Genomic DNA, 13,127 nt, shown 5'->3' with positions numbered 1-13,127 from the left:
CCGGATGGTGTCAAAGCCAAACCGGAATTCCAATGACAGGCATTATCTATCCCTTTTCTCAAGGAATAGAAATTGAGAATCCAGAAAGAAACAGAACTGTTATTGCGCCGCCAGATTTTGCGGATCGACCAGAGTCACGATGTCACCCATAATCGCATTCAGTTCGAAATTTTTGGGTGTGTAGATTTCGGAAACACCCATCGCTTTTAATTTCTCGGCGTCGTCATCCGGGATGATGCCGCCTACGATCACAGGCACGTCCAATCCGGCCGCGTTCAGGCGCGTCATGACGTCCTCGACCAGCGGAATATGGCTGCCCGACAGGATTGATAGACCGATCACATGTGCCTTGTCTTCGATAGCGGCGTTGACGATTTCCTCGGGCGTCAGGCGGATGCCTTCATAGCTGATGTCCATGCCGCAATCGCGCGCGCGGAAGGCGATCTGTTCTGCGCCGTTGGAATGGCCGTCCAGCCCCGGCTTGCCGACCAGGAATTTCAGACGACGCCCCAGCTTGTCGCTGACCGCATCCACAGCGGCGCGCAATTCGTCCAGCCCTTCGGTTTTGTTCGAGACCGACCCTGACACACCAGTGGGTCCGCGGTAGGTGCCGTAGACCTTGCGCATCTCTTCGGCCCATTCACCAGTGGTGACGCCCGCCTTGGCGGCTGCGATCGAAGGCTCCATGACATTGGCACCGGTCTGCGCCGCTTCGCGCAAAGCCGCGAGCGCTGCGGAGACTGCGGCGTCGTCACGCTCGGACCGCCACTCGTTCAGGCGGTTGATCTGTTCCTGCTCGACAGCCGGATCAACTACCATGATGCCGCCATCTTCGGTTTGCAGCGGCGAGGGCTCGCCCTCGGTCCATTTGTTCACGCCGACCACGACGGTCTCATTTCGTTCGATCCGGTTCAAGCGTTCGGCATTTGAATCCACCAAGCGGGATTTCATGTATTCGATCGAGGCGACCGCACCGCCCATCGAATCCAGGTTGGCCAGTTCTGCGCGTGCACCTTCCTTTAGGTCTTCAACCTTGGCATCGACAGCAGGGTTGCCGTCGAACAAGTCGCCATATTCCAGCAGGTCGGTCTCATAGGCCAGAATCTGTTGCATCCGCATGGACCATTGCTGATCCCAGGGGCGCGGCAGGCCCAACGCCTCGTTCCACGCAGGCAGCTGAACTGCGCGTGCGCGGGCTTTCTTCGACAGGGTCACGGCCAGCATCTCGATCAGGATGCGATAGACGTTGTTTTCCGGCTGTTGTTCGGTCAGGCCAAGCGAGTTCACCTGCACGCCATAGCGGAAGCGGCGGAATTTGGGGTCTTCTACACCGTAACGGTCTTTCAGAATCTCATCCCAAAGATCCACAAAGGCCCGCATCTTGCACATCTCGGTGACAAAACGGATGCCCGCGTTCACAAAGAACGATATCCGACCGCAGAGCGCGGGGAAGTCTTCGGCCGGTACGCGCGGGCGCAGCTCGTCCAGAACAGCGATTGCTGTTGCCAACGCATAGGCCAGTTCCTGTTCGGGTGTCGCGCCAGCCTCTTGCAGGTGGTAGGAACACACGTTCATGGGGTTCCATTTCGGCACGTTGGTATAGCAGTACTCGGCCACATCCGCGATCATCTTTAGCGACGGTTTCGGCGGGCACACATAGGTGCCGCGGCTCAGGTATTCCTTGATCAGATCGTTCTGAACCGTGCCCTGCAACTTGGACACATCCGCGCCCTGTTCCTCGGCCACGGCGATATACAGCGCCAGCAACCACGGCGCGGTCGCGTTGATGGTCATCGAGGTGTTCATCTGTTCCAACGGAATCTGTTCGAACAGTACCCGCATGTCGCCCAAGTGACTGATCGGTACGCCGACCTTGCCGACTTCGCCGCGCGCCAAAGTGTGGTCGCTGTCATACCCCGTCTGAGTCGGCAGATCGAAAGCGACCGAAAGGCCAGTCTGACCTTTGGCCAGGTTGCCGCGATACAGCGCGTTTGACGCCTTGGCGGTGGAATGACCGGCATAGGTTCGGATGAGCCAGGGGCGATCTTTCTGCATCTGCGTCATAGCTGGGCCTCGTGTCTTTCCTGGGCAATAAAATTACTCACGAAGCCTCTAAAGCGCAATTTTTGGGATATGTCAATTCGCTGCGTTGCGGCATATGTGGTTCTTGTGATTGTAGGACGCAACGTTTGCTGTCAGGGTGCGCGCATGACTGAGACCGTGGAGCTTCCGCTTTGGCTGTTTTTGCTGATCCTGGTATTTGCCGCGGTCACATTTGCTTCGCATTTCCTGTTCCCTTCGGTGCGGTGGTTCTTTCGCCGTCGTCTTGAACGCGCAGTCAAACGCCTGAACACCCGCCTGCAACGCCCGATCCAACCGTTCAAGTTGGCCGAGCGGCACGACATGATCCAACGTCTGATCTATGACCCGCAGGTGGGGCAGGCTGTGCAAGACCATGCCCGCGAAACCGGGGTGCCCGAGGCGGTGGCCTTCGAAATGGCCCGCCGCTATGCGCGTGAAATCGTGCCCTCCTTTTCAGCCGTCGCCTATTTCAGCATCGCCATAAGGTTGGCGCGGATGCTGAGTAATGCGTTTTATGACGTGCGGCTCAGCTATCAGGATGAAGAGGCAATCAAGACTATCGACCCGGATGCGACCGTTGTGTTCGTGATGAACCACCGCAGCAACATGGATTACGTGCTGGTCACATATCTGGCCGCGCAACATTCAGCGCTGTCTTACGCGGTGGGGGAATGGGCACGAGTTTGGCCACTCAGCCGCTTGATCCGGGCCATGGGGGCCTACTTTATCCGGCGCAGATCGGGCAGTGAGCTGTACCGGCAGGTACTGGCTTGTTACGTGCGACACGCGACCGAAGCGGGGGTGACGCAGGCCATGTTCCCTGAAGGGGGGCTTAGTCTGACCGGTGCCTTAGGGCGCCCCAAGCTTGGTCTGTTGAAATACATACTGGACGGAACCAAGCCGGGCGGCAAGGACGTGGTGTTTGTTCCTGTTGCGCTGAATTATGACCGGGTGCTTGAGGACACAATCTTGACCAAGGCTGCACTTGGGAGTGAGAGGCGGTTTCGGGCTCGGATCGGAGTGATCACCGGGTGGATTCTGAAGCAGATCGGCCGCCGACTGATCGGGCGCTATACGCGCTTTGGTCTGGCGTCGGTGCGCTATGGCCGGCCCATTTCGTTGCAGGACTTCCGGGCCGAACATGAACAAGACGTCATGACTGACCTCGCTCGTGCTTTGATGGGACGTATCAAGGATGCAATCCCGTTGGTGCCGCTGCCTGCGATCTGCAAGCTGATCCAAGACCGAACTGAGTTGCTGGAGGATGATGTGCGCAGCCTTGTCGCGCAGGCCATGCGACGTGACGGAACTTTGACCGACCCGAGTGAGGCTGCAATCACCCAAGCTTTGGATCAACTTGTCCAAAGGCGGATTCTGAAACAAGTGGACGGGAAAATATCTCAATCTGGTCAAAGGGTTGACCTGCTGGAGTATTATGCGGCCTCGGCTCCGGGTGATGTGGAGTTCGGAGATGCTGCGCTCGCAAAGAGAGTTTCTGCATCCGCTGGGTCATAAAATTACAAAATAGATACAAAATTGGTTGCAATATTTCTCAAGGCCCAATATTTCATCTGGTAAGGACTGCGATTCTGCATCGCGGCAAACATTGAGATGGAAGGAGGCCAACATGGCTTTGGACACCGAAAGCGGTATCGCGACCTACGACGCGCCGGAAAAAGACCTCTATGAAATGGGTGAGATCCCTCCGATGGGGTTTGTACCCAAGAAGATGTACGCGTGGGCAATCCGCAAGGAGCGCCATGGCGAGCCGGACACGGCCATGCAGCTGGAAGTGGTCGATGTGCCCAAGCTGGACAGCCACGAGGTGCTGGTTCTGGTGATGGCGGCAGGTGTGAATTATAACGGCGTCTGGGCATCTTTGGGCAAACCGATCAGCCCGTTTGACGGTCACGGTCAACCGTTCCATATCGCGGGTTCGGATGCTTCGGGCATCGTCTGGGCCGTGGGAGACAAAGTGCGCCGCTGGAAAGTGGGTGATGAGGTCGTGATCCATTGCAATCAGGACGACGGCGACGACGAAGCCTGCAATGGCGGCGATCCGATGTACTCCGACAGCCAGCGTATCTGGGGCTATGAGACACCGGACGGGTCTTTTGCCCAGTTCACCAATGTCCAAGCGCAGCAGTTGATGCCGCGCCCGAAGCACTTGACCTGGGAAGAAAGCGCCTGCTATACGCTGACACTGGCCACCGCCTACCGGATGCTTTTCGGTCACGAGCCGCATGATCTGAAACCCGGTCAGAACGTTCTGGTTTGGGGCGCTTCGGGTGGTCTGGGATCTTATGCGATCCAGTTGATCAATACGGCGGGCGCAAATGCGATCGGTGTGATCTCGGATGAAAGCAAGCGTGATTTCGTGATGGGTCTGGGCGCAAAGGGCGTTCTGAATCGCAAAGATTTCAACTGCTGGGGTCAGCTGCCTACCGTCAACACGCCGGAATATGCCGAGTGGTTCAAAGAGGCCCGCAAATTCGGCAAGGCCATTTGGGACATCACCGGTAAGGGTGTGAATGTCGACATGGTGTTCGAACACCCCGGCGAAAGCACCTTCCCTGTCTCGACCTTCGTTGTGAAAAAGGGCGGTATGGTCGTGATCTGCGCCGGAACAACCGGCTATAACCTGACCTTCGACGTGCGTTACATGTGGATGCACCAGAAGCGCCTGCAAGGTTCGCACTTCGCGCACCTGAAACAGGCGTCCGCTGCGAACCAGTTGATGGTCGAACGTCGTCTGGACCCTTGCATGTCTGAAGTCTTTGCGTGGAACGAGCTGCCCGAAGCCCACATGAAAATGATGCGCAACGAACATAAACCGGGCAACATGTCGGTTCTGGTTCAGGCACCGCGCACTGGCATGCGGACTCTGGAAGAGGTTCTGGACGCACGCGGATAACCGACCTGCTCTATCAGAAATCGCGCCCGCGAATCGTTAGTCAGGTTCGCGGGCGCGCTGCGTTTTATGCGCAGGTGATCCTTTTCAACGACTTGCAGAACCCGGCCCCGCTATTTTTGGGGAGTAGAAACCAGTGAATAGCCTAAAAAACACTGCACATGTTATGGTTGTGTTAACCCTTCGTTAACCGTTTCGGAGCGACTCTAGATGGCGAAAAATGAGTGGATACTGGACGTTTTGTCGGATCTCAACGCCTTTGCGGTTGAGAACGGTTTGACCGCCCTTGCCGAGCAGTTGGATGACACCAAGCTGATCGCAGCGGCCGAGATTGCGTCCTTGAAGGATGAGGCTCGGACGCCCGCGAATGGGAACAGATCTGGATATGGCTCAGGTCCTGGAGGACTTGGAAAACACCAGCACGCTTGATGAATTGGGTGCGGTCGCCCTTGGATTACGCGACCGATTGCACATCGAGCATCTGATCTATCATTGGGTCGACGGGGCCGGGGACCAGTACGGGTATACGACCTATCCCGACGCCTGGGCCGAAAGATATCTCGAGCGGAATTACCACCGTATTGACCCCGTCATCCTGGGATGCTTTCAGCGCTTTCATCCTGTGGATTGGAAATCTCTGGACTGGTCCGGCAAGGTGGCGAAGAATTTCCTACAGGACGCGTTGGAGCACGGGGTAGGCAACCAGGGCTATTCGATCCCGATCCGGGGCCCGAACGGCCAGTTTGCGCTGTTCACCGTAAACCACACCTGCGACGATGCCAGTTGGAAAGCTTTCATCGATACCCATGGGCGTGAGCTGATCCTGATTGCGCATTATTTCAATCGAAAGGCGCTGGAGTTTGAACGCGACCGTCAACCGGATGCGCCGCGCGGGCTGTCCCCACGCGAGGTGGATGCCATGACCCTTCTGGCGCTGGGCTATAGCCGAGCGCAAGTGGCGCATTCCTTGTCAATCTCTGAACACACGCTGCGTGTTTATATCGAAAGCGCCCGCGCCAAGCTTGGGGCACAGAATACCACCCACGCGATCGCAACGGCGCTCAGTCGGGGATTAATAGTCGTTTAACGACCGCGCGCCCCTCGAACCGGAAATTAACCACGACTTTGTACCCCCTTCGTTCTTGCACAGGACGACAAGGGGAAAAAGTCATGCTGCGCTATTTGTTTGCCGACGAACTTCACAAGTTTCCGGATCTCGCCGACGGAATGTTCCGCGACCGGGCCGATCAATTCAAAACCCGGCTGGGTTGGGACGTGCGTATAAACGAAAAGGGGGAAGAGAGGGATCAGTATGACGATCTGAACCCGCTCTACGTTATCTGGGAAGAAGAGGATGGTAGTCACGGCGGGTCCATGCGTGTGTTGCCTACCACTGGGCGCGTTATGGTGAACGAAGTATTCGGGCATCTGACCGGGGGTGAACCGATCAACAGCCCCCTGATCTGGGAGGTGACACGCTTTTGCCTGTCCCGAACGGCCAGCCCACATACCGCCGGTGCCATTATGCTAAGCGGGGGTGAAATCATGGAAGGGTTCGGCCTGACTCATATCGCGGGTGTGTTTGATGCGCGCATGATTCGGATTTACCGGCTGATAGGGTCGTCTCCGGTCGTTCTTGGCTCGGAAGGGAATGGGCGTGATCAGATTTCCGTCGGGTTGTGGCCTTATTCTTCCGACGATTGCAACCGTGTGGCCGAGCGTGCCGGTATCCCGCGTGAACTGTCGCGCCTTTGGTTCAAGACCGCGTTTGGCACCGGTCGGCAGCAACGGTTTGCTCTGTCGGCATAAGCTGTTGAAAACCGGAAACCGCATCTGGTGATGGCGGGCGCGGCCTTGTAGGGTCGCGCCATGTCTACGCCCTTAGTGACCTTCTCGGACGACCAAGCCGCTGCTTATGACAACATCGCCGAGATGTTGAGGTCGGCAGGCGTTGATCTGGATGACGATGCCCTTCTGAAACTGCCGGGCAATGGCAAATCCGGTGTGATGGCGGTGATCGGAAAGGCTGGGTCGGGCAAGACGCTGCTGTTGGCCGAGCTTTACAAGGCGCTGGCTGAAACTGGCGTTCAGATCGTCTCGGGCGATTTTGAAAGCCGCAAGGCGCGGGACAAACGCAGCCTTGCTATTCTAGCGCCCACCAACAAGGCGGCCAGTGTGTTGCGGTTGCGCGGCGTTCCTGCGACCACGATCCACCGTATTCTCTACACGCCGGTCTATGACCCCGAATATGAGCGGATTGCCGAGTGGCTGGCCGGAAACGACGAACGCCCCGAAATCGAAGGGTTGACGGACGAGGCATTGGACCGTGCCGCCGCGTTTTATGAAAACAACAAATCCATTCCGGGTGCTTTGGCTGCTGCTGGGCTGCGCGGGTCGGATTTCATTACTGGCTGGAAACGTCGGGAAGAACCTTTGGATATCGGGTTCGTAGACGAAGCCTCGATGTTGGACGACCGGCAGTTCGAGGACCTGCAGGAGATTTTCCCGACACTGTTGCTGTTTGGCGATCCGGCGCAGTTGGCTCCGGTCAATCAATCGGGCAGCATGGTGTTTGACGGTCTGCCCGAGCCGCGAAAACAAATCCTGCATCGCGTGCATCGTCAGACGGCAGACAACCCCATTCTGGATCTGGCCCATGCGCTGGCGGACCCTGCCATGGGGTTTGAAGATTTCGAGCGTCTGGTTGAACAAACGGCCCGGCAGGATGACCGCGTTCTGTGGGGGCAGCGGGTCGAGGTTGATCTGATGGCCCGCAGCCCGGTTCTGGTGTGGCGCAATGCGACCCGCATTCGTTTGATTCAGGCGTTTCGGCAGGTGCATGGTGCCCCGGATACTGAATTGCTGGAAGGCGAGCCGCTGATCTGTGATGGGATCGAACTGCCCTTGAAGCATCGCAAGAAGCGTCTGGACCTTGAGGCGCGCGGGCTGATCAAAGGGGCGCAGGTTGTTTATCTGGGGCCGGGTCGCAAGCCGGGTTTTTCGCGCCTGCATGTCATGGGGGCCGAAGACCCGCAGGTCAGCGCGGCCTCGATCGTCAAAATCGAAATGCCGGATGAGGAAGAGCCGTTCATCCCCTATGCCGCCCGCATGGGCGCGACTTTTCTGCATGGGGCGGCCGTGACTATCCACAAGGCGCAGGGGTCGCAATGGGACACAGTGCAGGTCTTTGCACCGGATATCTATGCCGCCGCTCGGATGGGCCGGACCGAGGCCGGGCAGCCTTTGTGGAAACGTCTGGCTTATGTGGCGATCACGCGCGCGCAGGAGCGGTTGATCTGGGTCGTGCGCAATCGTCTGGCAAAGCCGACCTATCCGTTACGCATTGATGACTTGCGGGCGGTTCCGGCGGCCTCGCTGACATTGGAGGCGGAAGAGACATGAAGACGATCATCGTAACCGGCGCAAGCTCGGGCATAGGGCGCGCCACAGCCGAGCTGTTTCTGAACAACGGCTGGACCGTCGGCCTGTTGGCCCGTAGCGCCGAAAAGCTGAATGAAATAGCGCAACAACATTCCAAGGCGATCGCGCTGGCGGCAGATGTGACGGATCCGGTCGCGGTCGCGCGGGCTTTTCGGACGTTTTCGAACCGGGCAGACAGGCTGGATGTCTTGTTCAACAACGCGGGCATCTTTGCCCCCGGTGGTACAATTGATGAGATCGCGTTGGACGACTGGTACCAAAGCGTCAACGTGAACTTGAACGGCATGTTCCTGTGCGCGCGCGAAGCCTTTCGGATCATGCGACACCAGTCGCCGCAAGGCGGCCGGATCATCAACAACGGGTCGATTGCCGCTTATGTCCCCAGGGCGAATTCGGTGCATTATTCGGCGACCAAACACGCGATCACGGGGCTGACACGCAGCCTGTCGCTGGATGGGCGCGACTTTGGCATTGCCTGCGGTCAAATCGACATCGGCAACGCGCGAACGCAGATGGTGCAGGGACTGGTCGACAGCGCCGTTGCTGCGGGGCAGCAGCCGGATCCCACGATGGATGTTGAGGATGCAGCCCGGTCCGTGCTGCACATGGCGTCTTTGCCGCCCGAAGCGAATGTGCAGTTCATGACGGTAATGGCCACGACGATGCCCTATATCGGGCGCGGCTAGATCAGTTTTCGCGCAGCAGGCGGAAGGCCGTGGAGGCGCCCCAACCAGCGGCAATAGCGATGACCAGCGACATAAGCCCGTACCACACCGGTTGTTGGCGGGACATGTTGTAGAGGAACCGCTCTAACCCAACCTTGCGCACGTCAATCGTTGTTTCGAACTCAGAGATCACTTCGCGACCTCGGGTCAGGAAGATTCGCGCGGCATAGTCGCCCTCAGTCAGGTCAGCGGGCATGGCGATCGAGGTTCTGAACAAGGTTTGCTCATCCACCGCCACGGTGTTTTCGCGGATCGAATAGAGGCCTTCATCCTCGCGAATACGCACTACGGCATCCGCAAAATCCTGCGCGCCCTTGATGTGCATAGCGGCTCCGACCGAGCGGATGGCTCGTTCGATCGAGACGCGGTATCTCAGATCCTCGGTATCCGATAGGATTTCCTTCAGTGGCCCGCTTGTGGCCACGGCGTAAAAGCTGGGGGCGAGGTCGACCAGAACGCTGTCGGTGTTGACCCAGATGCCCAGCTTACGCTCTTTCCGCCGGACAGTTACGGGGCTGGACGGCCCGGCCACGGCGACGATCACCTCAAGCGGAGGGCCGTCCGGGATCGGTGTTTCGCGTTTGACGGCACCAAAAATCAGTATCTCGGACCCGTCGAAGGTTGCAGTGATTGCAACGCGGTCCTGGCTGAGGCCAAGCACTACGGATTCTTCTTCGGCCAAAGCTGGAGTGGTGCAGAGGGCAAGTAACAGGATCAGCCGTTTCAGCATGATCAATGCCCCCCTTCCGCGCCAAGCGAATACAGCTCGGACGGTTCCAGTAGCAGGTCCAGCGCCAGTTTACCGCACACCACCAAAACCAGCGCGGCCAGCAGAACCCGAAGCTGCTCAGCCGGCATACGCGCGCCAATCACGGTCCCGATCTGCGCCCCGACAACACCGCCCACTAGCAGTAGGACAGCCAGCACGATATCGACCGTGTAGTTCGTGGTTGCGTGCAACATCGTGGTGAAGGCCGTGACGAAGATGATTTGAAACAGCGAGGTCCCAACAACCACCTTTGTCGGCATTCCCAGCAGATAGATCATCGCGGGCACCATGATGAACCCGCCGCCCACGCCCATGATGGCGGACAAAACGCCCACGCACAGGCCGACCAGAACCGGCGGAATAACCGAGATATAAAGGCCGGACGTGCGAAAGCGCATCTTGAACGGCATCGCGTGGACCCAGCCGCGCTGACGGCGCGCTGCGGGCGCGGCCCCGCCTTTTTTAGACTTGCGCAGCGCATTCAGGCTTTCGATAAACATCAGGCTGCCGACTACGCCCAGAAATACGACGTAGCACAGTGTGACCAGCAGATCGACCTGCCCGAGGCTTTTGAGGTAGTTGAATACCACCACCCCAAGGGCCGCGCCCATTAAGCCCCCCGTCAGCAAAACAGTCCCCATTTTGAGGTCGACGGTCTTTCGCCTGAAATGAGCCAACACCCCGGAAAAGGACGAGGCGACGATCTGGTTTGCTTCGGTCGCCACTGCGACAGCTGGGGGGATGCCTATGAAGAACAGCAGCGGCGTCATCAGAAACCCGCCACCGACACCGAACATGCCGGATAGAATCCCGACCATGCCCCCGAGTCCCAGCAGCAGAAAGGCGTTGACGGAAACTTCGGCAATGGGAAGGTAAATCTGCATGATAAACTAGTACTTGAGGCCAGATGCGCCGTTCAACGCCGCAAAGCTCGTTTCAACAGAAAATGACGGAAGCCGGTTGTGACCCGCTAAGGCAATCCGCAGAAACCCGGCCACAGTGGGCTTTTTTCCAAGGACAGCTATCACAGGAAACACTCGCATACCTCTTTAGAGCGGGTGCGGCATGTAAAATCAACTCTACATGCCGCTCTGCAGCAAAAAGGACTGAAAGGAATCCTGAAACTGGACCTATCAGCGCTCTTTCACGTAGGGTTCGCCACCCGCGCGGGGCGGTACAGCCTTGCCGACGAACCCGGCCAGAATGACCACGGTCAGGATATAAGGCAGCGCGTCCATGACCTGTACAGGGATGATGACACCGCCAAGGTCGATATTCTGGAACCGCAGCGCAATTGCCTGAAGCAGGCCGAATAGCAGACAGGCACCCATCGCGTGCCAGGGCCGCCACTTGGCAAAGATCAGCGCGGCTAGTGCGATGAACCCGCGACCGGCGGTCATTTCTTTGACGAAGCCGGCTTGCAGGGCGGTCGCCAGATAGGCGCCCGCGATCCCGCACAGAACACCGCAAATTGCCACGGCAGCAAAGCGCAGTCCCACGACCGAGACCCCGGCCGTATCAACGGCGGCCGGGTTTTCGCCCACGGCCCGCAAACGCAGGCCAAAACGGGTGCGGTACAGAATCCACCACGTCAGCGGCACCATCAGGAAAGCGACGTAGACGAGGATCGAGTGCCCTGAAAGTAACTCGGAATATATTGGCCCAATGATAGGCACACTGCTCAACGCGTCGGCAAAGGGGAAGTTGATCGGCTCGAACCGGCCCCCGCCGAAAAGGGACGGGGTTCGCCCGCCCTGCTGGAACCAACTTTGTGCAACCAGAACTGTCATCCCCGAGGCTAGGAAGTTGATCGCCACGCCCGAGATCAGCTGATTGCCCCGGAACGTGATCGAAGCAACGCCATGCAGGGCCGACAGGATCAGTGAAGCCCCGATCCCAGCCAGAAGGCCCAGCCAGACCGAGCCGGTCACAGCGGCCACGGCGGCCGAGAAGAAGGCGGACATGAGCATCTTGCCCTCAAGCCCGATGTCAAAGATGCCCGCGCGTTCCGAATAGAGCCCCGCCAGACAGGCCAGCAGCAGCGGCGTTGCCAGTCGAATTGTCGAATCGAGGACTTGGATAAGAGTTACGAAGGCCTCCATCACTGCGCTCCTTTCCGCAGGCTCAGGAACAGCTTTTCAAGCGGCATCCGTACCATGTTGTCCAATGCTCCGGTGAACAGGATAACAAGCGCCTGAATCACCACGATCAGCTCACGCGGGATCGAGGTCCACAGCGCAAGTTCTGCGCCACCCTGATAAAGGAACCCGAACAAGATCGCGGCAAGGAACACCCCGAACGGGTGCGACCGCCCCATCAGCGCCACGGCGATTCCGATGAACCCTGCGCCCTCGGTCGAGTTCAGGACCAGACGTTCCGCCTCGCCCATGACGTTGTTGATGGCCATCATTCCGGCCAATCCGCCCGAGATCAGCATGGCGATAATGGTTATGCGCACCGGGGAAATCCCGGCATAGACGGCCCCGGTTTCCGAATGGCCGTAGGCGCGGATTTCATAGCCCAGCCGCGTGCGCCAGATCAGCGCCCAGACCGCGACACAGGCCAGCAAGGCCACAAAGAACGAGATATTCGCGGGCGCGCCGCGGAACAGAGCATTCTCGGCGGTCGAGAACATGGATTGGAAGGTTGGCAAATGCACCGTTTCGGGGAAACGCGCGGTTGCCGGGTCTTGCGAGCCCTGCGGGCGCATCACGTTGACCAGCATATAGTTCAGGAAAGCTGCCGCGATGAAGTTGAACATGATCGTGGTGATTACGATGTGGCTGCCGCGCTTGGCTTGCAGGTAGGCGGGAATTGCCGCCCACATGGCACCGAACAGGGCCGATCCGACACAGGCGGCCAGCAGGGCAATACTCCAGTGTGGCCAGTCAATATAGAGGCACACCATGGCGACGCCCAGACCGCCCAGCATGGCCTGACCTTCACCGCCGATGTTGAACAGACGCGCGTGAAATGCCACGGCTACGGCCAAACCGGTGAACATGAAGTTGGTCGCGTAATACAGCGTATAGCCCCAGCCATAGGTCGACCCCAGCGCGCCGGTGACCATCAGGTTCACGGCCTCGATAGGGTTTTCACCTATGGCGAGGATCACCAGCGCCGAGAGGATTGCGGCCAGTACCAGACTGATCAGCGGGATCAGAACGACATCGGCCCATTTGGGCATTTTATCCATGCT

General features: G+C 58.5%; 11 protein-coding genes and 1 pseudogene. 7 read left to right on the top strand and 5 right to left on the bottom strand.

The features are described 5' to 3' along the window. Nucleotides 1–99: 99 nt before the first annotated feature. A pseudogene (locus ACR3E7_RS11120) lies at nt 100–2,067 on the bottom strand (methylmalonyl-CoA mutase family protein); the annotation flags it as partial. 141 nt (nt 2,068–2,208) lie between these two features. Between ACR3E7_RS11120 and ACR3E7_RS11115 the strand changes: the two are divergent. The 7 genes from ACR3E7_RS11115 to ACR3E7_RS11085 all read left to right on the top strand — a co-directional run bounded on the left by ACR3E7_RS11115 (nt 2,209) and on the right by ACR3E7_RS11085 (nt 9,120). Further along, nucleotides 2,209–3,597, top strand: a complete 1,389-nt coding sequence (locus ACR3E7_RS11115; RefSeq protein ID WP_170789736.1) for a 1-acyl-sn-glycerol-3-phosphate acyltransferase — start codon at nt 2,209–2,211, stop codon at nt 3,595–3,597. Nucleotides 3,598–3,709: 112 nt separating this feature from the next. Then, nucleotides 3,710–4,996, top strand: a complete 1,287-nt coding sequence (ccrA, locus tag ACR3E7_RS11110) for a crotonyl-CoA carboxylase/reductase (protein ID WP_170772516.1) — start codon at nt 3,710–3,712, stop codon at nt 4,994–4,996. Nucleotides 4,997–5,203: 207 nt separating this feature from the next. Then, the gene (locus tag ACR3E7_RS11105; RefSeq protein ID WP_170784701.1) at nt 5,204–5,422 is read left to right on the top strand and encodes a hypothetical protein; all 219 of its coding nucleotides are present in this window, start codon (nt 5,204–5,206) and stop codon (nt 5,420–5,422) included. After that, complete coding sequence (locus ACR3E7_RS11100) at nt 5,361–6,080, top strand: helix-turn-helix transcriptional regulator (protein ID WP_170789737.1); 720 nt, start codon at nt 5,361–5,363, stop codon at nt 6,078–6,080. Before ACR3E7_RS11105 ends, ACR3E7_RS11100 begins: the two co-directional genes overlap by 62 nt. Nucleotides 6,081–6,163: 83 nt before the next feature. After that, the gene (locus ACR3E7_RS11095) at nt 6,164–6,802 is read left to right on the top strand and encodes an acyl-homoserine-lactone synthase (protein WP_480504500.1); all 639 of its coding nucleotides are present in this window, start codon (nt 6,164–6,166) and stop codon (nt 6,800–6,802) included. A gap of 60 nt (nt 6,803–6,862) precedes the next feature. Beyond that, on the top strand, nt 6,863–8,395 hold the full coding sequence (locus ACR3E7_RS11090; RefSeq protein WP_170789739.1) for an ATP-dependent DNA helicase: 1,533 nt from the start codon (nt 6,863–6,865) through the stop codon (nt 8,393–8,395). Then, entirely contained in the window at nt 8,392–9,120 is a 729-nt protein-coding gene (locus ACR3E7_RS11085) for an SDR family oxidoreductase (protein WP_480504503.1), read from the top strand. The genes ACR3E7_RS11090 and ACR3E7_RS11085 overlap by 4 nt, the downstream gene beginning before the upstream one ends. Before the next feature lies 1 nt (nt 9,121). On the opposite strand, the gene ACR3E7_RS11080 is transcribed toward ACR3E7_RS11085, so the two are convergent. From ACR3E7_RS11080 to ACR3E7_RS11065, 4 genes are all read right to left on the bottom strand, one after another. Continuing rightward, nucleotides 9,122–9,889, bottom strand: coding sequence for a TIGR02186 family protein (locus tag ACR3E7_RS11080; RefSeq protein WP_170772508.1), 768 nt, complete (start codon nt 9,887–9,889; stop codon nt 9,122–9,124). A gap of 2 nt (nt 9,890–9,891) precedes the next feature. Beyond that, entirely contained in the window at nt 9,892–10,812 is a 921-nt protein-coding gene (locus ACR3E7_RS11075) for a sulfite exporter TauE/SafE family protein (protein WP_170772506.1), read from the bottom strand. A gap of 249 nt (nt 10,813–11,061) precedes the next feature. Next, on the bottom strand, nt 11,062–12,030 hold the full coding sequence (locus ACR3E7_RS11070) for an ABC transporter permease (protein ID WP_170789742.1): 969 nt from the start codon (nt 12,028–12,030) through the stop codon (nt 11,062–11,064). Next, nucleotides 12,030–13,124, bottom strand: a complete 1,095-nt coding sequence (locus ACR3E7_RS11065) for an ABC transporter permease (RefSeq protein ID WP_170751759.1) — start codon at nt 13,122–13,124, stop codon at nt 12,030–12,032. Before ACR3E7_RS11065 ends, ACR3E7_RS11070 begins: the two co-directional genes overlap by 1 nt. Between the last annotated feature and the right edge of the window lie 3 nt (nt 13,125–13,127).

The sequence above is a fragment of the Ruegeria sp. BK1 genome (assembly GCF_056535645.1).
The sequence above is the reverse complement of the archived record's forward strand: the minus strand, read 5'-3'. Positions and strand labels throughout refer to the sequence as shown.